This window comes from Agrobacterium sp. LR_9, from assembly GCF_041954855.1.
Taxonomy (GTDB): Bacteria; Pseudomonadota; Alphaproteobacteria; order Rhizobiales; family Rhizobiaceae; genus Agrobacterium; species Agrobacterium leguminum.
The window spans coordinates 366,405-388,371 of the sequence record NZ_JAVAYA010000002.1; the positions used below are offsets into that span (position 1 = coordinate 366,405).

The window sequence follows — 21,967 nt, forward strand, 5'->3', positions numbered from 1 at the left end:
ACTGCGCTTTCGGTTAAACTGGATATGTCCTAGGCGCATGCCCTGCGCGGTTGCAGGCGGTCGAGCGGTACGGCGGGGGAATAAAGATAACCCTGCCCGAAGCGAATGCCCATCTGCATGAGGAGCCGGCTCTGCTCCTCGGTTTCTATGCCTTCCGTTACCAGCTTTGCGCCGTAACGCTCCGCACTCTCGAAGGCGAGCGCAATGGCCTCCCTGAACCGCGACTGGTCGAGCCTCGATGTCATCCAGTGATCGATCTTGACCTCTTCGAACGGGAACCGCGCCAGCAACGTAAGGGCGGCATAACCGGTACCGAAATCATCGAGCGCCAGCCGGACGCCTTCGGCAATCAGCGTATCGAAATTCTGCTGTACGACATCGGTGGTCGGTATCCTGCTCATCTCCGTCACTTCGATTGAGAGGCGATACGCCGGCACCGCCATTTCGTGCAGCAGCGCCACGACCCGGTCTGCGAAATGCGCGCTCGCAAAGGACGAAGCGGAAATATTCACCGCCAGATGAAAATCCGCCTCGAGGCCGTGCAGGTCGCGAAGATCGCGCACGACGGCCTCGATCGTCGACCATTCGAATTCCACCAGCAGCCGATGGCGTTCGGCGATTTCCAGCACATAATAAGGCGAAAGCGCCTGCCCCCGCGCGTCGACCGCGCGCAGGAGCGCTTCGGCGCCGATCATGCGGCGATTGCGCATTTCGAATTTCGGCTGATAACAAATGGGCGGCGTGCCGGATTTGATCCAGTTGACCAGCATCTGCCGCACCGCCTCGTCCAGTGTCGCTTTCTCGGCAAAGGAGAAGGGGAAAATCTGCACCGGATGATCGCTGCCCTTGAGCGCCAGGCTGAGGTGCCTGAGGAATGAGGCGACGTTCCGTTGCGAAAGCTTGTCCAGATTTGCCGCGCCGATTTTGAGATGCGGGACCGGCCCTGCCTCCGCCGAGCGACAAAACGTGCTCAAACCCTCATGCAGACGCATTATGAGTTTCGTACTTTCGGACTTTTCAAGCGAAATCCCCTGCATGACGACTGCGAGTGTCGTATCGCCGAACATGAAGCTACAGGGCGCATTGGTGTCGCAAAGGACGCCGTAGTCCCCGTCGCAGATCTCCCGCGCAAGCCGGGGCCAGAAAAGATCGCTCCAGTCTTCTCCCTCGCAGGCGGCGACATCGGCTATATTGACGATCTCGATCAGAACAAGGGCGTGGGGAACCGCCGGTTCCGGCCGCATGACTTTTTCCATATGGTCCTTAAGCGCCCGCGTGTTGGGTAGACCGGTCAACGAATCCGTTCTTGCTGCCTCCTCTCGTTTCCTTGCCTCTTCCCGGGCCCGCGCTTCGCTGCGCAAGAGGATGAACAGGCACACGATCATCGGCAAACCAATGGAGGCGGCGCCTATTGTCCGGCGACCGAGTGCGCTTACGAACAGTGCGTGATCGATTAAACCCAGGGCGAACGAAATTGTGATGGCCAGCAGTGCGGTCATGAATCTGGCCGCACAGACGATAAGAATATCCCGATTTCCGATATCGGCGAGGCGCCGGTTGCGCATCCAGCCATACATGGCGATGCCGCAGGCCGAAATGACGACCATGTCCTGCAAGGCCGCAAGAAACAGCGCGGGACCGCCAAAGACATATCGCCCGACCGCCACGAAAACCAGGGTGATCAACCCGCCCTGCCATGAGCCCAGCACCCCGGCAAGAAACAGCAATTCCGTGCGGATATAGGGTTTGGAGGGAAGTTTGATGAATTCGGAAACCAGCATCGCGAGCAGAAACCCTGCCATGCCGAACACGATGCCATAATAGATCTTATAGCGGGGATCCTCGAGGGCGATGTTTCGCCGGAGGAGAATCAGCACGGACACCATGCCGACAACGGCTGCCGCCTGAAGCAGGAGGAAGGGAAGTTCGGCAGCGGATGCTGCCGCTTGTGCGGCGATCAATTCCATCATCTGCATTACCTGTCGTCATGTGTTGCGGCACCGGAATTCCGGTTCATGGACTTCACAACTCCCGCTCCATGCAGGACTTATCAAACATCGCCCAGCCTTGAGCCGCCTATGCCGACATTGCGGCTTCGGCGTCATAAGGTCCTGTTGGCCCGGCAATCGCTTCCGTAGGGCCGGAGGCCAACACCAGCCGGTCTCTTCCATGGCGCTTGGCCTCGTAAAGCGCGGTATCGGCCCGGTTGACCATGTCGTAGATAACTTCCCCGCCGTCACCGGAGACTGCGATCCCGAGGCTGACGGTGACGATTTCCCGCCCGTCGGGGCGGTTAAGATGGGGTATTGCCTCGTCGATCACAGCCAATCTCAGTCTTTCCCCTATCGCCAGTGCAGCGGAAGTGACGCAATCGTCGAGCAGGACGACGAATTCCTCGCCCCCGTAACGCGCGACGAAACTTCTGTCGCCATCGTCCCTGCGCAGGGCGCTGCGAAGACGTCCGGCGATCCTGCGCAGGCAGTCATCGCCGGCAATATGGCCTTCGGAATCATTATAGTTTTTGAAATAGTCGACATCGAGAAGGATGAGAGCCCGCGGCCTGCCGCTGCCGGCAGAAGCCTCGCTCGCCGCCTCGTCGAAGCTGCGGCGATTGCGGATACCGGTGAGCTGATCGGTATTGGAGAGCTGCTGAAGTTCCTGGTTTGCACTTTGAATTTGTTGCAACAACATTTTTTCGCGCAGCGACGCCAGATAGTCCCGTCTTTCCACCTGCTCGATACGATAGGCCGCAAAAAGCGAAACGACGCTGATGCCAACGGAACACATGATCGCGGGCAGCTTCGCGACCTCGCTCGTCACCGTGACATACCGCATGCCGACAATGAATACTATCATGCACCCGACCGTACCCATGACCGCGAGCGGAAACGGTTTGCGATGGATCGTATTCATGTAAATGACGACGGTAACGATACCGATGTAATATTCGCTCGCGGATGACGTCCGAGCATTGGCATAGATGAACATGATCGATGCGACGACCAACATGCAGCCCAGCCCGTGAAGCACCTCATGGGCGACCGCATCCTGCCGCAGCCCGATCGCATAATATCGCACCGGAAAATAAAGAAATAAAATCGGCGTTACAATAATCAGGCGGACGACCAGATCAAGCCAGATGATCTCGGGCACCAGACTGAGATCCACCAATATGTAGAGATTGTAGAGGACGACGCCGAAAATCAGCCCATATGTATTGAATTGGTGGTTGCTTTCGTTGACTTTCTGAACGAAGCCAGACAATCGGTCAGATTTAAACAAAACCACCACAATCCGATCTTTGAAATAACTATATTAGAATAAATAAATTATATTAATACCAAGATATACATCAAAATCCGCATCTCAATAGCCGAAAAAAGGAAAAATTCCAATAAAAATGCAATATTAATTTATATATTTTAGGTCGCGTGGAAATGCGAAGTCACTGTCGGATACTGTCGAGACGTCGCGCTTTCTGGAAAGACCATTCGCGCCGAAACGATCGCCTTGCTCCTTCGGGCGTTTCTGCTAAAAACCTGTAAAAATCACACTTTATCTCAGACAGCACTCACACACGGGTTCCACTTCATGTCAGCCACCAAGCTTGCCATCGTCGGCGTCGGCAAAATCGTTCGCGACCAGCATCTTCCCGCCATTGCAGGCAATCCGGATTTTGAATTGATCTGCACCGCAAGCCGCCACGGCACCGTGGACGGCGTCGCTTCCTATGGCACCATCGAGGCCATGCTGGAGGCCGTGCCTGCCATCGACGCGGTATCGCTGTGCATGCCGCCGCAATATCGTTACGAGGCGGCTTACGCGGCGCTGAATGCGGGCAAGCACGTTTTCCTCGAAAAGCCGCCGGGCGCCACCCTTTCGGAGGTGCAGGATCTCGTCCGGCTGGCGGATTCGAAGGGCCTTTCGCTCTTTGCAAGCTGGCATTCGCGTTATGCACCGGCGGTCGAGGCTGCGAAGGTGTTTCTGGCTTCCACCAAAATCGAGAGCGTGCATGTCATCTGGAAAGAAGATGTGCGCCACTGGCACCCGAACCAGGCCTGGATCTGGCAGGCGGGCGGTCTCGGCGTGTTCGATCCCGGCATCAACGCGCTTTCGATCATCACCCATATCCTGCCGCGCGCGCTGTTCCTGACCAAGGCGACGCTTGAGTTCCCGGAAAACCGCGACGCCCCGATCGCTGCCGACCTGCATTTTTCCGATGTGGCGAAAACGCCCGTCCATGCCGAATTCGACTGGCGCCAGACCGGCAAGCAGAGCTGGGATATCGTTGCCGAGACGGCAGCGGGACGGATGGTGCTTTCGGAAGGCGGCGCCAAGCTTTCGATCAACGGCGAAGAAAAACTCTCCCAGCCGGAGCGGGAATATCCTGCCCTTTACGAGCGTTTCTCGGAAATCATCAAGGCTGGCCTTTCCGATGTCGATCTCGCGCCGCTGACCCACGTAGCCGACGCCTTCCTGCTCGGCCGCCACAAATTCGTGGATTCCTTCTACGACTGAGAAGCAGAAGCGCTTCCCGAAGGACAATGCCTCAAAGGGCGCGGCTGACGAAACGGTCGCGCCCTGATTTTTTGGCCTGATACAACGCTTCGTCGACGCTGGATAGCAGCGTTGCCCGGTCGGCACCCGCCTGCGGAGCAAGCGCGCCGCCGATGCTGAGACGGGCGTCCACCTCCTGCCCGTCCACGTCGAAGGGGTTTCGGAAAGCGGCCAGAAGCCGGTCCGCCATTCCACTCATGACATCTGGGCTGCGGGGTCGCGGTATAAAAATCGCGAATTCATCGCCGCCCATGCGCACGACGATATCCTCCTTGCGGATTGCCTTGCGGATACGTCCGGCGGCGGCGGTCAGAACGCGGTCACCGGCAGGATGGCCGAACGTGTCGTTGATGGTCTTGAAACCGTCCAGATCAAGATAGAGCACACCGAAGGCCTCGTTTGCACGCAGGGCCGCGCCGAGCTGGCCGTCGACAATCGCCTCCAGCGCCTTGCGATTATAAAACCCGGTCAGCGGATCGGTCATCGCCGCATCGCGCAATTCGCGTTCGGCCAGACTCATGGTGAAATTGGCTTTCTGAAGCCGCAGCAATGCAGCCGCCAGCAACGCGAAATGTCTGAGATTGTCGATTTCGATGCGGGAAAAATTTCTCGGCACCGTATCGACCAGGCAAAAGGCGCCAACAACAAGACCAGGCTCAAGTTCGATCGGCGCACCCGCATAGGAACGCAGCTCCGGCCCCTCTTTCACATAGGGCATGAAGCGGAAATGCGGATGCTCGGTGAGATCGGGTATCACCACCACATCCTGCTTGGCGATGACGCGGTTGCAGATCGACAGATCGCGCGAGCATTCCGACAGCTGCATTCCTGCCTGCTCAGCGATATGAAGCCAATCCTCATCGATAATACTGACCGCCGCACGCGCCACGCCAAAAACCCCCTGCCCCAGTTGCGACAGCACTTTCAGCTCCGGCATCTCGGCATTCTTGAAAGACATGATCGACCGCACCGCGACCAGGCGCTCGGTTTCTCCCTCCGGTCGCGATATCGCCTGTCCCATACTCATGTCCTTCTGCTGTTGCGTCACAGGAAGCCGCCCGAGGCAGAGCAGGTCAAACCAGCCGCCTCGCTCGAAGCGAAAGCCCATTCCCGCAGGATTCCTTCGAGCGCATAATGCAAAAACCCGCAATTGACGCCACGTGCGAATTTTTGCCGGTCTGTTTGCGTATGGAACCAATCGTCGGGATGCACAATCGGGGGTGCGATCAGGCCTTCTTCTGCCAGCGGCCTTCAGGTGACTGCTGCCAGTAGGTCAGGGAATGTCCCTCTGTTTTCAGTCTTTTCCAGTGATTCCGCGCCATTTCGAGCTGGTAGGCATCGTATCCGTCGAACATGAACACGATACGTTCATAGGCCTCAACCGCCGGCGGCTCGGCGCCATCGACGAGAAAGCGGACACTTGCCGCGTTGGCGTTCTCGTCGGACGCCGTCAGGAGAATCGGCTGGTTTTGCGGTGCGGGCGAAGTATCGGTGGCGTGCGGCAGGAAACTGTCGTCACGAAAGGTCCACAGGTGCGTATCGAGGAAATCACGGCGCTCTTCGCCCACCGTCTGGATCGCGACCTTCCAGCCGCGTTCCAGCGATTTCTCAAGCAAGGGCGGCAAGGCGTCCTCCAGCTTCGATTCCGTCAGATGGTAAAACAGAATTTCAGTCATCCGCAGACGTGCCGCTCCGCTCGCTTCAATCTTCGTAATGGGCGCGAACGAGTTCGTTCAGCAGCCTGACGCCGTAGCCCGATCCCCATGACTGGTTGATCTCGGTCAGCGGCGACCCCATGGCGGTGCCGGCGATATCGAGATGAGCCCAGGAGGTTTCGCCCACGAAACGCTTGAGGAACTGCGCAGCGGTGACGGAACCCGCCAGACGGCCCGAGCTGTTCTTCATGTCGGCGAATTTGGAATCGATGATCTTGTCGTAATCCTTGCCGAGCGGCATGCGCCACAGTTTTTCGGCCGTCACATCGCCCGCCCGCGTGAGGCGCGCTGCAAGCTCGTCGTCATTGGAGAAAAGACCGGCCTGGAGATTGCCGAGCGCCACCGTGATCGCGCCCGTCAGCGTGGCAAGGTTCACCATGAATTTCGGGTTGAAGCGATCCTTGGTGTACCAGAGCGCATCGGCCAGAACCAGCCGGCCTTCGGCATCGGTATTGATGATCTCGATGGTCTGGCCGGACATGGAGGTGACGATATCGCCCGGACGCTGGGCATTGCCGTCAGGCATGTTTTCCACAAGGCCGATGACTCCGATCACATTTGCCTTGGCCTTGCGGGCGGCCAGCGCATGCATCAGGCCGGTCACGGCCGCCGCCCCGCCCATGTCGCCCTTCATATCCTCCATATTGAGGCCGGGCTTCAGCGAAATGCCGCCGGTATCGAAAACGACGCCCTTGCCGACGAAGGCAATCGGCTCATCCTTCTTGTTGCCGCCGTTCCACTGCATCACCGCAAGTCTGGGCGGGCGCGCCGATCCCTGCGCCACACCGAGAAGCGCATTCATGCCGAGCTTCTTCAGCTCCTTCTCGCCGAGGACTTCTACCTCGACGCCGAGCTTGCGCAGCTCCTCCGCCTTCTCGGCAAATTCGACGGGCCCGAGAGCGTTCGGCGGCAGGTTGACGAGATCGCGCGCCAGGGTAACACCGCCCGCAACGGCCTCGGAGACGGCAAAAGCCTTTTCCGCTTCCTGATGGGCGGCCGTGACGATGACGATCTCCACCTTCTTCGGCATCTTCTCTTCGTCGGATTTTTTCTTGGTCTTGTAAGCATCGAAGCTATAGGCGCGCAGCAGCAGGCCAAGCGCGAAATCCGCAGCCGCCTGCGCACCGACCTCTACGCCCGGCGCATCGAGATAGATGACGACCCTGTCCGCTTTCTTGAAACTGGCGGCGGCTGTGCCGCCGGCGCGCAGCCAGTCATGAGCGACCAGTTTCGACGGCTTGCCGAGGCCGATGACGAGCAGCCTGTCGGCGGCGGAACCCTGCGGCGCGATCACGTCGAGCGTCGTCATGGATTTTGCGGAAAAGCCCGAAATCTTCGCCGCCCTTTCGATCACACCGCCCGGATCGGCCTCGGAGGCGCCGGCGACGGCCTGCGCCTCACCCGAGGCCTGCAGCACAACGGCGAGCGCGTTTTCAAGCGCGGCGGAATTGGCGAAAGAAATATCGAATTTGGCGGACATGTTTTCCTGCTCTTCTTCTACGACTTGCACGATGCGCATGATCATGGCCTTTTCGGCCCCGGGCGCAACCCCGCATTCTTTAAAGGCCTACAGTCGTTAAAGGAAAGGCATTTTTGTGGAATGCGAAATCGCGTCATGAAACCGACAGCTTGTTCCACAAAAAGACACAGGCGATGGAAAAATCATCGCGCAAAACATATTTGTGAGCACGCCGGAATAGCCAATTGCAAACGATGCGATTAGATAGGCGGAAACTCGGCGAGCGATCGCACGGAAAAACAATGTCGAACAGGGCCGTATGAAGCTTCTCGAGAACTATATCCTGCGGCGGACAACGCAGATGTTTCTGGTCGCGCTGCTGCCGGTGCTGGCCATCATCTGGACCATCCAGGTTCTCCAGAGAATCAATCTCGTCACCGATACCGGCCAGTCGATGGGTTCCTTCATGGCGCTCGCGACGATGATCCTGCCGACGCTGATCCCGGTCGTCCTGCCTTTCGCGCTGGTGATCGGCATCACCCAGATATTCACCACGATGAACAACGATTCCGAGCTTGCCATCATCGATGCGGCCGGATCGCCCCGTTCGATCATGTATCGCCCGGTTCTCATTCTGGCCGCCATTCTGAGCGCGCTTTCCTTCACCATCACCAATTTCATCGAGCCGCCCGCCCGCAGCTCCGCTCGGCAGATGGTGGCCGCCGCCTATGCCGACCTTCTGTCCTCGGTGATCGAAGAAAAGACTTTCCGTACCATTCAGGACGGTCTTTACGTGCAGATCGCCCAGCGGCAGGGCCGTATCCTCAAGGGCCTGTTCGTCGCCGACCGCCGCGATCCGAATTTCGACCTCATCTATTATGCCAAGGAAGGCATGATCGACGAAAGCGGCACGTCGCTGACCATGCGCGACGGCGAAGTGCAGCAGAAGACGCCGGACGGCAAGGTCTCGATCGTCAAGTTCCTGTCCTATGCCTTCGACCTTTCGACCATGTCGGAAAAGCAGGATTCCGAGCCGTCGCTCTCTCCGGGCGATGCCAGCCTCGGTTTCCTTCTCTCGCCCGACGAGAACAATGCGAGCTACAAGCGCTCGCCGGAAGCCTTCCGCAGCGAGCTGCACAAGCGCCTGTCGGACTGGATGTTCGCCTTTTCCTTCGCGCTGATTTCGCTGGTCATCGCCGCCGATGCCCGTTCACACCGCGAGGCGCGCCTGCATCCGATGGTCGCCGCGCTGGTGACGGCCTTCATGCTGCGGTGGCTTGGTTTTTACGTCACCAATCAGATCAAGCAGAGCGCGGCCTTCATTCCGCTGGTCTATGCCGTTCCGGGCCTTAGCGGCGGGGCCGCCGCCTTCATTCTGCTGACCGGGCGCAAGCCGAAAATGCCGAGAATCATCGCCGATGCGATGGGTCGTCTGCGCCGTCTCTTCTCCAGCCGGATGGCGAAAAGCTCTGGGAGCGGCAACGCATGATTTTCAACACGCTCTCCCGGTATTTCCTGAAGCGATATCTGATCACCGCCATCTGGTTCCTGCTCGGCGTATCTTCGATCATTTATCTTGCAGACTTCAGCGAAACGGCACGGCGCATGTCCGGCCTGCCCGGCTATTCCGTTCCGGCCGCCCTTGGCCTGACGGCGCTTCGCCTGCCGCTGATCCTGCAACAGACCGTGCCCTTCATCGCGCTTTTCGTCGGCATGACGACGCTGATCTCGCTCAACCGGCGTTACGAACTGGTGGTGACGCGCGCCGCCGGCATTTCCGCCTGGCAGTTCATCCTTCCGTTCGTGCTCGGCGCGGTTTTCATCGGCATCCTGTCGGTCACTATCCTCAACCCCATTGCGGCATGGGGCCAGAACAAATCGCTGGCGATGGAAGCCGGCCTGCGCAACGAAGCGGGCGGCGGCCGCCAGCAGGAGATCATTCCGTGGATGCGCCAGGCAAGCGGCGGCCAGGATACTATCATCGGCGCCAAGAGCTTCGAGGACAATGGAACGCTGCTTCTCGACGTGGTTCTGATCGACATCGACAAGGACGGAAACATCGTCTCCCGTAAGGATGCGAAGTCGGCTAAATTGGAAGATGGTTACTGGCTTCTTAACGGCGTTTCGGAAACGCGCGCCGGGCATGTGCCAGTTCGGCAAGAAAGCACGCGGATCAGTACCAATCTGAGACGGGAATTCGTCCAGGAGCGCATGACGCAGACGGAAACCGTTGCTTTCTTTGACCTTTCTCACAAGATCGAAGTTGCAAAGTCCTTTGGACTATCTTCGAAGGCGCTTGAGACGCAGTATCATTTCCTGCTATCGACGCCCCTGCTTCTGGTCGCGATGACCTTGATCGCCGCGACCGTTTCATTAAAGTTCAGCCGCTTCGCCCAATCGCGCTCCGTGATTCTGGGTGGAATCGTTTCCGGCTTCGTGCTTTATGTAGTAACCGTGCTCGTAAGGGCATTCGGGAGTGGTGGCGTTGTCCCTCCCACCGTCGCGGTCTGGGTTCCAGTCATCGTGGCGTTGGCTTTGGGGGCAACCATTCTGCTTCATCAGGAGGACGGCTAGTGGCGGTATATGACCGCGGGAATATCAGGCGGCTTTGGACGGCCCTTCTGACAGGTGCCGCTGTGTGCGCGTATTTGGCATCCAGCCCGGTCGCTATCGGCCAGGATGGTTTGCTTGCGTCGGCAAGCCAAGACGATTCGAAACTCCTGCTTACAGCAAATGAACTGACCTATAATCGCGATTCCCAGCGTGTGATCGCGAAGGGTGTGGTTCGCATGAAATATTCGGGCTACCGCATGGTGGCCCAGCAAGTGGAATATAACCAGCAGACCGGCCGTGTGATCGCCCATGGCAACATCGAGCTGATTGAGCCGGGCGGCAACAAGATCTATGCCGACGAGATGGACGTGACCGACGATTTCGGTCAGGGCTTCGTCAATGCGCTGCGCGTCGAGACCACGGACAATACCCGTATTGCCGGTGAAAGCGCCGAGCGTCTCGAAGGCGACCTGATGGTGCTCAACAACGGTGTCTACACCGCGTGTCTGCCCTGCGCCGAGCGGCCCGAAAAGGCGCCGCTGTGGCAGGTCAAGGCCGAGCGCGTCGTTCAGGACGGCAAGACCCATACGGTGCGCTTGGAAAAGGCCCGCCTGCAGCTTTTCGGCCATTCGATCGCCTATCTGCCGTTCCTCACGGTTCCGGACAATACGGTGAAGCGTAAATCCGGCTTCCTGTTCCCGCAGATGAGCATTACCGACAATCTCGGTTTCGGTATCGGCGTCCCCTATTTCCACGTCCTGTCCGACACCTCGGACGTGACCGTCACGCCGACCTATTACACGACGCAGGGTCTGCTGCTGCAGGCGGAATTGCGCCAGCGCTTCGAAACCGGCATGCACACGGTCACGATTGCGGGCATCAGCCAGCAGAAGTCCGAAACCTTCACGGCCGGCACCAGCGACGCCCTCAACGACAATCGCGGCATGATCGCAAGCAAGGGTGATTTCTCGATCAACCCGCGCTGGGCGTTCGGCTGGGATGCCATGGTGCAGACCGACAATAACTTTTCGCGCACCTACGGGCTGAAGGGTTATAAAAACGACGTTCAGACCAACCAGATTTATCTGAACGGCGCGAGTGAGCGTAACAGCTTCGAAGCCCGCGGTTATTATTTCAACGTTCAGGATACGGACAATACCGAAGCCAAGGAACGCAAACAGGCAATCGTCCACCCGGTTGTCGACTACCGTTATTTCGTGCCGGATCCGGTTTATGGCGGCGAACTTTCGCTGACCACCAACCTGACGAGCATCACGCGCCTGCGGCAGGATGCTTACGCGCTTGGCGGTTATCCGCGTTTCAGCGGGCTTGAGGGTGACTATACGCGCCTTTCCACCGAAGCCGAGTGGAAGCGCACCTTCACGATGGACAGCGGCCTGCAGATCACGCCGATCCTTGCCGCGCGCGGCGACGCGCTCTGGACGGACATGTCTCCTGCGGCCTTCACCTCGGGCGGGACCTCCTATGCCTATGAGGGCATGATGCATGACGGCGCGGCTTTCCGCGGCATGGTCACCGGTGGTCTGGAAGTGCGTTATCCCTGGCTGTTCACGGCGCTCAACAGCAGCCACGTGATTGAGCCAATCGCACAGATTTTCGTGCGCCCGAACGAACAATATGCCGGCCGCCTTCCGAACGAGGATGCACAGGCATTCGTCTTCGACGCGACCAACCTGTTCGAACGCGACAAATTCTCCGGTTTCGACCGGATCGAGGGCGGCACGCGCGCCAATATCGGCTTCCGCTATAACGGTACGTTCGACAATGGCTACGGCGTTCGCGCCATTGCCGGCCAGTCCTTCCATCTGGCGGGCGACAATTCCTTCGCCTCCTACGATCTCGTCAATGCAGGCGCCAATTCGGGCCTCGAATCCGACCGTTCGGATTACGTCGCCATGGCCGCTTTCGATGCGCCGATCGGACTTTCGCTGTCGTCGAGCCTGCGTCTCGACAAGGACGATTTCGACATCAACCGCTCGGAAACCGGTATAAGCTATTCGGACCGTCGCCTTACGGGCAAGCTCAGCTATACGCAGGTCAAGGCGCAGCCGAAATACGGCTATAACGAAGATCGCGATATCATCCAGGCGTCCGGTTCGCTGCGCATGGACGACAACTGGTCGCTGTTCGGTTCGATCAATTACGATCTCAACGGGAAGTTTGCCGCCGAACGCCGCATCGGCATTGCCTATCAGGATGAGTGCACGATCCTGACGGTCAGCTATTCCGACGAAGGCAATATCAATTCCAGCCGTCAGGCCGCCAATGACTGGTCGATCAATGCCCGTCTGGCCTTCCGTACGCTCGGCGATATCAGCGTCGGTTCAGCCAATGAGGACTGGAACGACATGGATATTGGCTGGAAGCCAAACAACTACTGAGTTTAGAGGCAGGTTACGCAGCATCGTGACCTGCCTTTTTACCATTTGGCCAGTAAAGCCACGGTTTCGCCGCAACAACACGCCAATGTCGGCCGCGCATGGAACCTATCGGGTTTTCTTTCAACAAACCGACACATTGCCGTCTTGCGGATCGCGATGATATATACGTGGCAAATTCGCGGTGCGATGCACAGTTGCAGGTCTGAAAAGCGGGAGAGTTCAATATTCCGCTCATCAGGCAGAACAGATTGGCGGGTCAGGGCAACAGGACCCTGCCCGACGAAAGGGAGAAGGATATGATGAATTTCGGAAAGACGGCTTTGCGTGGCGCTGCTTTCGCCTTTGCGATATTCGCCGTTCCCATGGCCGTTGTGCCCTATGCCGGCCAGGCCTTCGCCGATAGCACCGTCAAGATCGTCGTCAACAAGACCCCCATCACCAATGACGATATTGCCAAGCGCGTCGCCTTCCTCAAGCTGCAGCGCCAGTCCGGCAATCTCAACGAAAAGGCGCGTGAGCAGCTTGTCGACGAAGCGCTGAAGCGCGAGGAAATCGGCCGCGTTAAGATGTCGGTTAGCACTGACGATGTCGATGCGGCCTTCGCACGCTTTGCCGGCAACAACAAGATGACCCCGCAGCAATTGACGAAGGTGCTTGCGCAGGCGGGTGTCGGAGCCGATCATTTCAAGGCCTTCATCGCCGTTCAGATGAGCTGGCCGCGCCTTGTCAACGCCCGTTATGGCGCACGCGGCAAGATGTCGACGCAGGATCTCGTTACCCGACTGAAGGAACGCGGCGACAAGCCCGTCACCACGGAATATTTCCTGCAGCAGGTCATCTTCGTCATCCCGGAATCGAAACGCAACGCCATTACCGGCAAGCGCAAGGCCGAGGCTGAAGCCTCGCGTAAGCGTTACCCCGGCTGCGACCAGGCCATGAGCTTTGCCGCGACCATGCGCGACGTGGCGATCAAGGACCTTGGCCGCATTCTGGCGCCGGAGCTGCCGGAAGACTGGAAGGCGCTGGTGGAGAAGACCAAGGAAGGCGGCACCACCGGCACCCGCGTCACCGAAAAGGGCGTCGAATATCTGGCCATCTGCAAGCAGCGCCAAGTTTCCGACGACTATGCGGCGGAAATGGTGTTCAAGTCCGAAGACCTGATGAAGGCCAAGGACGGCGAAAACCCGAACGAAAAGAAATATATGGATGAGCTGCGCAAGAAGGCGCAGATCGTCAACACCTGATATTGATACGAGAGCCGGGTCTTTCCGTGACATATGCATCCCTGCCGCTTGCCCTGACACAGGGAGATCCAGCCGGTATCGGCCCCGACATCGCCATCACCGCCTGGGCTAAGCGCCGGGAGAACGGCGTGCCGCCCTTCATCTTCATCGGCGATCCCGATGTGGTGGCGAGCCGTGCGGCGCTGATCGGCGTACCGGTCAATATCGAGACCTGCGATGCGGAAAGCGCCGTCGCCCTGTTCGAACAGGCGTTCCCCATCCTCCCCCTTCCTGTCGGCTTCGAAGTGCAGGCGGGTCAGCCGCATGTCGGAGCGGCGCACGCGACGATCAAGGCCATCGAGACCGCCGTTTCCCTCACGGTCGAGGGCAAGGCTGCGGCCGTCGTCACCAATCCGATCGCGAAATCGGTGCTATACGACGCGGGTTTCGGATTCCCCGGCCATACGGAATTTCTCGCCGATCTTGCCCTGCGCCAGACCGGCGAGCACATCATCCCGGTGATGATGATTGCCGGCCCCAAGGTCCGTGTCGTCCCGGTGACGATCCATATCCCCGTGAAAGACGTGCCGGCCGCTCTCACCGAAGAGTTGATCGTCACGACCTGCCGGATCATCGATGCCGATGTCCGGCAGAAATTCGGCATTGAGGCGCCGCGTCTGGCGGTTGCCGGCCTCAACCCGCATGCGGGTGAAGATGGCGCACTCGGCACCGAGGATCGCGATATCGTTCACCCGGCGACCATGCGGTTGCGGAAGGACGGGATCGATGCCTTCGGCCCCCTTCCCGCCGACACCATGTTCCACGATGCTGCCCGCAAGCGTTATGACGTGGCGGTGTGCATGTATCACGATCAGGCGCTGATTCCGGCCAAGGCGCTCGGCTTCGACGATTCCGTCAATGTCACGCTCGGCCTGCCCTTCATCCGCACCTCGCCCGACCATGGCACCGCCTTCGGCATTGCCGGCCAGGGCATAGCCAATGAGGCGAGCCTCGTGGCGGCGCTGAAGATGGCGGCGGAGATTTCCCTCCGCAGCCGGGCCAACGCATAATGGCGGCCATCGACGGACTGCCGCCGCTGCGCGATGTCATCCAGCGCCACGGGCTCGACGCGAAGAAGTCGCTCGGCCAGAACTTCCTGTTCGACCTCAACCTCACCCAGAAGATCGCAAGGACAGCAGGGCCGCTAGACGGCGTGACGGTGATAGAGGTCGGCCCCGGTCCCGGCGGCCTCACCCGCGCCATTCTGTCGCTCGGGGCAAAAAAGGTCATCGCCGTCGAACGCGACAGCCGCTGCCTGCCGGTGCTGGCGGAAATCGAAGCCCATTATCCCGGACGGCTCGAGGTCATCGAGGGCGACGCCCTCAAAACCGATTTCGAGGCTCTGGTTCCCGCCGGCGAATCGGTGCGGATCATCGCCAACCTGCCCTACAATGTCGGCACGCAATTGCTGGTCAACTGGCTGCTGCCGAAACAATGGCCGCCCTTCTGGCTCTCCATGACGCTGATGTTCCAGAAGGAAGTCGGCCAGCGCATCGTGGCCGAAGAAGGCGACAACCATTATGGCCGGCTCGGGGTTCTCGCCGGCTGGCGCACGGTTTCCGAAATGGCCTTCGACGTTCCGCCACAGGCCTTCAGCCCGCCGCCGAAGGTAACCTCCACGGTCGTGCACCTGCTGCCGAAGGACAAGCCGCTGCCTTGCGATGTCGCCAAGCTTGAAAAGGTGACGGAAGCCGCCTTCGGCCAGCGCCGCAAGATGCTGCGCCAGAGCGTGAAAAGCCTTGGCGGCGAAACGCTTCTGGAAAGAGCGGGGATCGACCCCACACGGCGAGCGGAAACGCTGTCGGTGGAGGAATTCGTCACTTTGGCGAACTGCCTGTAAATCCGTCGTGGAATGTGCCATTCCGAGTAGCGGGACACGCGTTCGTGGAGGCTGCGAATAAAGGAAGAAGTGCGTGGAGAGTGCCGGTTTTCATTACAAGCTCGACATTCCCGCTGAAACGCCCGACTGCGCGGTTGTCTTGCTGCATGGATCGGGACGAACGGAAGACGACCTCATTTCTTTTGGCCGTTCCGTCTTTCCTAACGGTGTCTTATACGCGCCGAGAGGCGCCGTTCCCTGGGAAAATGGATTCGCGTTTTTCCGCCGAAAGCCCGACAGAAAGCTTGATATTGACGACCTCAAACATCGAGCGACCAGCCTCTGCCAGTTCATCGACTTTGTATTTCATGAGACCGGGCAGAGACCCCTTGTCGTTGGATATTCGAACGGCGCGATCATAGCGACTGAAACCATATGCTTGAATCGGAATTTGTCGAGGGGAGCCATTCTGCTTCGCCCGCTTTCTCCAAGAACGGATCAGGCCCTCCCAGACCTCTCAGGATACCCCATACTCCTGCTCGCCGGCGCGTACGACGAAAGGCGTCACCCCACCGACGCGCCGCATTTGGCCAACCAACTGGCATCGGCCGGTGCGGATGTTGTTCTGCAGACAGTTGATGCGGGCCACGGCTGGGCTGAAGATTCCGCAGACGAGCGGCTGTCTCGCCAATGGGCGGCAAATGAACCTATCGCCCAGAGAACAGCAGCCTCTCCCATCGGTTAGCCGAACGTTTTGGAACAGGGCAAGGCCGAGAACTAAACCCAGTTTTCAACTCGCAAACCGGGCATCCGGACAAACTCGCGCATATTATTGGTTACGACGATCAGCCCCTCGCTACGCGCATGACCACCAATCTGCATATCATGAACGCCGCACGGGGTTCCAGCCTTGGCAAGTTCGGCCCTGATCTGGCCGTAATGTGCGGCGCCTTTGTCGGCGAAGGGCAGAACGTCCAAACGCGCGGTAAAATTTTCAATGGCGTTGATGTTTTCCTGACGCCGGACTGATTTTTCAGCACCATAATAAAGCTCGCCAAGTGTGATGCTCGAAATACACAGTTGATCTGCCAGGGCGTTGAATTTCTCCCGTAGCTCCGGAGGATAAGTCTTCATCACATAGATACATATATTGGTATCGAGCATATATGTGAGCATCAGAAGGGCTCGCGCTCATCCAATGCAGGCTCTTCGCGAACGGAAAGAAAATCATCCGTTGCACGAGGGCCGGTCAGAAAAAGGTCGTCCCAGCGCTTTCCCTGCGGCACTATAACACGCGCAAGACCGATCTTCAGAACATCGACCTTATGCACGTCATCAGGAAAAGCCACGGCCTTCGGTAGCCTTACAGCTTGACTGCGATTGCTTATAAAAACCGTTGACGTAGCCATTGTCAGAGCCTCGTATATCCTATTGGGATATACATAACGCCTAACCGCTTCGATTTCAAGATTTTGGGGCCGGTAGCCAGACGCTGCCTTCCATCAGAGCTTCGGCTCTTCCTCGAGCAACCCCCGCACGAAATCGAACATGCCGTGGCGGCGGTCGCGGCGGACGCGTTCGGCCTTCACGATGGCTTCGACGGCCTCGAAGGCGGCCTGCAGGTCGTCATTGAGGATGACATAGTCGTAGTCGCGCCAGTGTTCGATCTCGGCACGGGAATTGAGGAGCCGGGTCTTGATGACCTCTTCGGTGTCTTCGGCGCGGCGATGCAGGCGCGATTGAAGTTCGGTCATGGTCGGCGGCAGGATGAAGATCGAAACGACGTCCGCCTTCATCTTGTCCTGAAGCTGCTCGGCGCCCTGCCAGTCGATATCGAACAGCATGTCGCGGCCGGCAGCCATGGCATCTTCCACCGGCCCACGCGGGGTGCCGTAAAAATTGCCGTGAACCTCCGCCCATTCCAGCAGCGCATCGCTATCCCGCAGGCGCTCGAATTCACGCGTGGAAATGAAATGGTAGTGAATGCCGTCAATCTCGCTCTGGCGGCGCGGGCGCGTCGTGACGCTGACGGACAGGCCGATATTCTTGTCCTTGTCGAGCAGGTTGCGCGCAATCGTCGATTTGCCCGCGCCCGATGGCGAAGAAATCACCAGCATCAACCCTCTGCGGGCAATCGTGACGGGAGAATTATTCACCGGGACCATGGGGTCTACTCCAGATTTTGGACCTGCTCGCGGAACTGGTCGATCACCACTTTCAGCTCTATGCCTGCTGCGGTTACCGCACTGGCGTTCGATTTGGAACAGATTGTATTCGACTCGCGGTTAAATTCCTGTGCAAGAAAATCGAGCTTGCGTCCTACCGGTCCGCCATTGGCCAAAAGCTCCCGCGACGCCTGAACATGGGCGTGCAGCCGGTCGATCTCTTCGCGCAGATCCGCCTTGGTGGCGAGCAGCGCCGCCTCGGCATGCAGCCGGTCACGGTCGAGACCATGCAAGCCGTCGCCGATGAGGCCGATCTGCTGGGCGAGCCGTGCCGCGATCTGTTCCGGCTGGCGGGAAGGATCGTTTTCAATGATGTCCGCGAGCTGCTCGATCCGGTTGATATGACCGGACAGGATGGAAAACAGCGACGCCCCTTCCCGCTCGCGCATATCCTTCAGCTTCTCAACGGCGGCGGCGAAGCCGGCAAGCACATCGCCGTTGCGTGCGGCCTGCGCCTCCGCGTCATCTTCCGCCTCGCGAAAATCGACGAGCCCGCGCAGCGTAAGCAGCGTGTCGAAGCTCAGCGGCTTGTCTTCCACGACATCGCCAAGCTCCTTCTTCAGCGCCAGAACCGCCGCCAGAGCATCGCGGTTGATCACCGCCTCCAGCCGGTTTTCCGCAATCGCCAGCGTCAGGCCCGCCTGGATATTGCCGCGGGAAAGATGCTCACCCGCGATTTCGCGCAGGGCTGTTTCCAGCGCTTCAAGACCGGTCGGCAGACGCAGGCGCACATCGAGCCCCTTGCCGTTCACCGAGCGCAATTCCCACGCCCAGCGGTAACGGCCGGAGGTTCCTTCGCTGCGTGCGAAGCCGGTCATCGATTGCAATGTCATATCTGGAAGCCCCCCGTCATGCTGTGCAAAACCGGGCCCGTGCGGATCGCAGGGCCCGGTCAGGATTTTCAATTGTTGGCCGGCTTTTCCGCCTCGGCCCCGCCCGGCTGGCCATCCACGACAACCTCGGGATTGGCGCCGGAGGCCGCCTTTTCGGCCTCTATCTTGCGCCAGCGGCGCACATTGGCGTTATGCTCTTCAAGCGTCTTTGCAAACACATGGCCGCCGGTGCCATCGGCAACGAAATAAAGGTCATCCGTGCGCCATGGATTGGCCACGGCCTCAAGCGCCGCCCGGCCCGGATTGGCGATGGGCGACGGCGGCAGGCCCTTGATGACATAGGTGTTGAACGGCGTCTGCTTCTGCAGGTCCGATTGATAGATCGGGCGGTCCGACGGTTTGCCGTCGCCACCGAACAGGCCATAGATGATCGTCGGGTCAGATTGCAGGCGCATGCCCTTCTTCAGACGGTTGTAGAACACCGAAGCGACATGGGCGCGCTCATCATCCTTGCCGGTTTCCTTCTCGACAATCGAGGCGAGCGTCACGAATTCCTCGATGGTCTTGATCGGAAGGTCCGGATCGCGCCGTTCCCAGATCATATTGATCAGCTTGTCCTGCGCCGCGCTCATCTGGTTGATGATTTCTTCGCGCTTGGTGCCGCGGGTGAAACGGTAGGTATCGGGGCGCAGGCTTCCTTCCGGCGGCAGGGCCGAGGGCAATTCGCCATCCAGCACTTCATCCGCCCCAAGGCGCGCGAACATCTGCTTCACGGTCAGGCCTTCCGGCAGCGACACGGAATAAAGGATCGACTTGCCGGACTCCAGCAGCATCATGATGTCCTTCATCGATGCGCCGGCCTTGATCTCATATTCGCCGGCCTTCAGCGTCTGGTCCTTTTGCAGGTAGCTGCCGGTCATCAGGCGGAAGACACGGGCGTTGGAGATGACCTCGTTACGCTCGAGATTATTGGCGATCTCGATAATACCGGCGCCGTTGCGCACCGTGAAATGCGTGTTCGTCTGAAGCGGACCGGGCTCCTGAAACGCATCGATCATGTAATAGAAAGCGGCAATGGCCAGCACACAGACGGCAACCGCGAGCGTCATCAGAAAATTCAGAAAGATCACAAGCTGGCCATGGGCCTTGCGGGAGCGCTTGGGCGGAGCCGGCACTTTTTCCGGCCGCAGGGCTTCCGTCGGGGATTTCGGAATGATCGGGCCACGATTGCCTTCGCCCGCGCCGTTCTGTCCGTATTGTCCCTGGCTGTTCTGGTTCGTGTCGCTCACCGTCGGTCCTTTTCAGTTCGGCGTTGTCAGCGCTTTTTGCGCAGGTAATGCGGCAAAAACAGGTTCGGAATGTCTTCCTGCACCACATAGAGATATCGTGAAGCCTTGCTATTCCGCTTCACGAACATCGTTTCGGACAAAGCCGATGGAGGAAGCAGCTTGCGGCCGGAAATTACCCCGAACCGGCAAACGCTTCCCATAAACGACTACAATATCGGCGCGAAAACCGGAATGGCTTTCGCAAGCCGCAATGCGTTCTTCAAAGGAAAGAACGTCCTTTGTCAGCACCCGGTGGGAGGGCGCCAGCGGCGGCAGAGCCGCCGCCGCAATTATGCTTCGTAACGACGCAGCACGAGGGAGGCGTTGGTGCCGCCGAAGCCGAAGGAGTTCGAGAGCGCCACATCGACCTGCCGCTTGCGCGCCTTGTGCGGCACGAGATCGATCTTCGTCTCCACATCGGGATTGTCGAGGTTCAGCGTCGGCGGAACGATGTTATCGCGGATCGCAAGCGTCGCGAAGATCGCCTCGATAGCGCCCGCCGCACCGAGAAGATGGCCGGTGGCCGACTTGGTGGAAGACATGGAAATCTTCGAGGCCGATTCGCCGACAAGCCGCTCGACCGCGCCAAGCTCGATCGTATCGGCCATGGTCGAGGTGCCATGGGCGTTGATGTAGTCGATATCGTCAGGCGTGAGACCTGCACGCTTCAGCGCCATCGACATGCACCGATAGGCGCCTTCACCGTCCTCGGACGGTGCGGTGATGTGATAGGCATCGCCCGAAAGGCCGTAACCAACGACTTCCGCATAAATCTTCGCACCGCGCGCCTTGGCATGTTCCAGCTCTTCCAGAACGACGATGCCCGCACCTTCACCCATAACGAAACCGTCGCGGTCGCGATCATAGGGGCGCGAGGCCTTTTCCGGATTGTCATTGTGCTGGGTGGAGAGCGCCTTGCAGGCGGCGAAGCCGGCAAGCGCGATGCGGCAGACCGGCGATTCGGCGCCACCGGCGACCATGACGTCGGCATCGCCGAGCGCGATCAGACGGGCGGCGTCGCCAATGGCGTGCGCGCCGGTCGAGCAGGCCGTCACCACGGCATGGTTCGGTCCGCGCAGCTTGTGGCGGATGGAAACCTGGCCGGATACGAGGTTGATCAGGCGGCCGGGAATGAAGAATGGCGAAATGCGCCGCGGGCCCTTGTCGCGCAGCGTATAGCCCGCCTCGACAATGCCCTCCAGGCCGCCAATGCCGGAGCCGATCAGAACGCCGGTGGCGATCTGGTCCTCGTCCGTTTCCGGATGCCAGTCCGCGTCGGCAAGCGCCATGTCGGCGGCAGCCATGCCGTACAGGATGAAAGGATCGATCTTGCGCTGTTCCTTGGGTTCCATCCAGTCGTCGGCATTGAAGGTGCCGTTGGAACCATCGCCCACGGGAATACGGCAGGCGATCTTTGCCGGAAGGTCTTCGACTTCGAATTCAGTCACGAGACGGGCGCCATTCTGGCCGGCGAGAAGCCGCTCCCAGGTTACTTCCGTCCCACATCCAAGAGGAGATACCATGCCGGTACCGGTGATAACGACACGCCTCATCGCCAATGCTCCGCCCTTATCCAAATCATCGGTCTTCATGCAACGCCGGACATCAGGAGATGTTCATCGGATGCTGCAGTATTCAAATCTCGGCACGAAGGTTGTGGGCGCCGTTTCCGGCCCTTGACCCCATGCATTGCCCGGAACACGCACCACCCGCGGGCATGTTACCGTCTGCCTATAAAACATTGGCCCGGACGAGCCGGGCCAAGGACGGGAGGATATTGCACCTCCCCCATT

General features: G+C 59.3%; 19 protein-coding genes. 8 read left to right on the top strand and 11 right to left on the bottom strand.

Going from position 1 to position 21,967, the window contains the following annotated elements:
* Positions 1 to 29: 29 nt before the first annotated feature.
* The gene (locus RAC79_RS04225; protein ID WP_080856997.1) at positions 30 to 1,970 is read right to left on the bottom strand and encodes an EAL domain-containing protein; all 1,941 of its coding nucleotides are present in this window, start codon (positions 1,968 to 1,970) and stop codon (positions 30 to 32) included.
* 106 nt (positions 1,971 to 2,076) lie between these two features.
* Positions 2,077 to 3,264, bottom strand: a complete 1,188-nt coding sequence (locus tag RAC79_RS04230; protein ID WP_174039029.1) for a GGDEF domain-containing protein — start codon at positions 3,262 to 3,264, stop codon at positions 2,077 to 2,079.
* Between the two features lie 327 nt (positions 3,265 to 3,591).
* Between RAC79_RS04230 and RAC79_RS04235 the strand changes: the two genes are divergently transcribed.
* Positions 3,592 to 4,518 (top strand): Gfo/Idh/MocA family protein, encoded by a 927-nt coding sequence (locus tag RAC79_RS04235; protein WP_080856198.1) that lies wholly within the window; start codon positions 3,592 to 3,594, stop codon positions 4,516 to 4,518.
* A gap of 31 nt (positions 4,519 to 4,549) precedes the next feature.
* Here RAC79_RS04235 and RAC79_RS04240 read toward each other — a convergent pair whose 3' ends face one another.
* From RAC79_RS04240 to RAC79_RS04250, 3 genes are all read right to left on the bottom strand, one after another.
* On the bottom strand, positions 4,550 to 5,578 hold the full coding sequence (locus RAC79_RS04240) for a sensor domain-containing diguanylate cyclase (RefSeq protein ID WP_065654078.1): 1,029 nt from the start codon (positions 5,576 to 5,578) through the stop codon (positions 4,550 to 4,552).
* Positions 5,579 to 5,783: 205 nt separating this feature from the next.
* Positions 5,784 to 6,233: a DNA polymerase III subunit chi gene (locus RAC79_RS04245; protein WP_003520745.1), complete on the bottom strand. Its 450-nt coding sequence runs from the start codon at positions 6,231 to 6,233 to the stop codon at positions 5,784 to 5,786.
* A gap of 25 nt (positions 6,234 to 6,258) precedes the next feature.
* Positions 6,259 to 7,752: a leucyl aminopeptidase gene (locus RAC79_RS04250; protein WP_174039118.1), complete on the bottom strand. Its 1,494-nt coding sequence runs from the start codon at positions 7,750 to 7,752 to the stop codon at positions 6,259 to 6,261.
* Between the two features lie 298 nt (positions 7,753 to 8,050).
* Between RAC79_RS04250 and RAC79_RS04255 the strand changes: the two genes are divergently transcribed.
* From RAC79_RS04255 to RAC79_RS04285, 7 genes are all read left to right on the top strand, one after another.
* Complete coding sequence (locus RAC79_RS04255; protein ID WP_065654080.1) at positions 8,051 to 9,220, top strand: LptF/LptG family permease; 1,170 nt, start codon at positions 8,051 to 8,053, stop codon at positions 9,218 to 9,220.
* On the top strand, positions 9,217 to 10,305 hold the full coding sequence (gene lptG / locus RAC79_RS04260; protein WP_078054093.1) for an LPS export ABC transporter permease LptG: 1,089 nt from the start codon (positions 9,217 to 9,219) through the stop codon (positions 10,303 to 10,305). Before RAC79_RS04255 ends, lptG begins: the two co-directional genes overlap by 4 nt.
* Positions 10,305 to 12,686, top strand: a complete 2,382-nt coding sequence (locus RAC79_RS04265; protein WP_065654082.1) for an LPS-assembly protein LptD — start codon at positions 10,305 to 10,307, stop codon at positions 12,684 to 12,686. The genes lptG and RAC79_RS04265 overlap by 1 nt, the downstream gene beginning before the upstream one ends.
* 296 nt (positions 12,687 to 12,982) lie before the next feature.
* Entirely contained in the window at positions 12,983 to 13,930 is a 948-nt protein-coding gene (locus tag RAC79_RS04270) for a peptidylprolyl isomerase (RefSeq protein ID WP_003520739.1), read from the top strand.
* A 26-nt stretch (positions 13,931 to 13,956) separates the two neighbouring features.
* Complete coding sequence (pdxA, locus tag RAC79_RS04275; RefSeq protein WP_174039028.1) at positions 13,957 to 14,979, top strand: 4-hydroxythreonine-4-phosphate dehydrogenase PdxA; 1,023 nt, start codon at positions 13,957 to 13,959, stop codon at positions 14,977 to 14,979.
* Positions 14,979 to 15,809: a 16S rRNA (adenine(1518)-N(6)/adenine(1519)-N(6))-dimethyltransferase RsmA gene (gene rsmA, locus RAC79_RS04280; RefSeq protein WP_374996932.1), complete on the top strand. Its 831-nt coding sequence runs from the start codon at positions 14,979 to 14,981 to the stop codon at positions 15,807 to 15,809. The genes pdxA and rsmA overlap by 1 nt, the downstream gene beginning before the upstream one ends.
* A gap of 73 nt (positions 15,810 to 15,882) precedes the next feature.
* On the top strand, positions 15,883 to 16,533 hold the full coding sequence (locus tag RAC79_RS04285; protein ID WP_174039027.1) for an alpha/beta hydrolase: 651 nt from the start codon (positions 15,883 to 15,885) through the stop codon (positions 16,531 to 16,533).
* A 32-nt stretch (positions 16,534 to 16,565) separates the two neighbouring features.
* Here RAC79_RS04285 and RAC79_RS04290 read toward each other — a convergent pair whose 3' ends face one another.
* From RAC79_RS04290 to fabF, 6 genes are all read right to left on the bottom strand, one after another.
* Positions 16,566 to 16,964 (bottom strand): type II toxin-antitoxin system VapC family toxin, encoded by a 399-nt coding sequence (locus RAC79_RS04290; protein ID WP_020810687.1) that lies wholly within the window; start codon positions 16,962 to 16,964, stop codon positions 16,566 to 16,568.
* On the bottom strand, positions 16,964 to 17,197 hold the full coding sequence (vapB, locus tag RAC79_RS04295) for a type II toxin-antitoxin system VapB family antitoxin (protein ID WP_031233980.1): 234 nt from the start codon (positions 17,195 to 17,197) through the stop codon (positions 16,964 to 16,966). The genes RAC79_RS04290 and vapB overlap by 1 nt, the downstream gene beginning before the upstream one ends.
* A 93-nt stretch (positions 17,198 to 17,290) precedes the next feature.
* Positions 17,291 to 17,953 (bottom strand): guanylate kinase, encoded by a 663-nt coding sequence (gene gmk / locus RAC79_RS04300; protein WP_065654085.1) that lies wholly within the window; start codon positions 17,951 to 17,953, stop codon positions 17,291 to 17,293.
* A gap of 5 nt (positions 17,954 to 17,958) precedes the next feature.
* Complete coding sequence (locus tag RAC79_RS04305) at positions 17,959 to 18,846, bottom strand: YicC/YloC family endoribonuclease (RefSeq protein ID WP_174039026.1); 888 nt, start codon at positions 18,844 to 18,846, stop codon at positions 17,959 to 17,961.
* A 68-nt stretch (positions 18,847 to 18,914) separates the two neighbouring features.
* Positions 18,915 to 20,135: an endolytic transglycosylase MltG gene (gene mltG / locus RAC79_RS04310; protein WP_065654086.1), complete on the bottom strand. Its 1,221-nt coding sequence runs from the start codon at positions 20,133 to 20,135 to the stop codon at positions 18,915 to 18,917.
* 329 nt (positions 20,136 to 20,464) lie between these two features.
* Positions 20,465 to 21,727 carry a beta-ketoacyl-ACP synthase II gene (fabF, locus tag RAC79_RS04315; RefSeq protein ID WP_003520727.1) on the bottom strand — a complete coding sequence of 421 codons (1,263 nt, stop codon included), beginning with the start codon at positions 21,725 to 21,727 and terminating at the stop codon, positions 20,465 to 20,467.
* Positions 21,728 to 21,967: the final 240 nt, after the last annotated feature.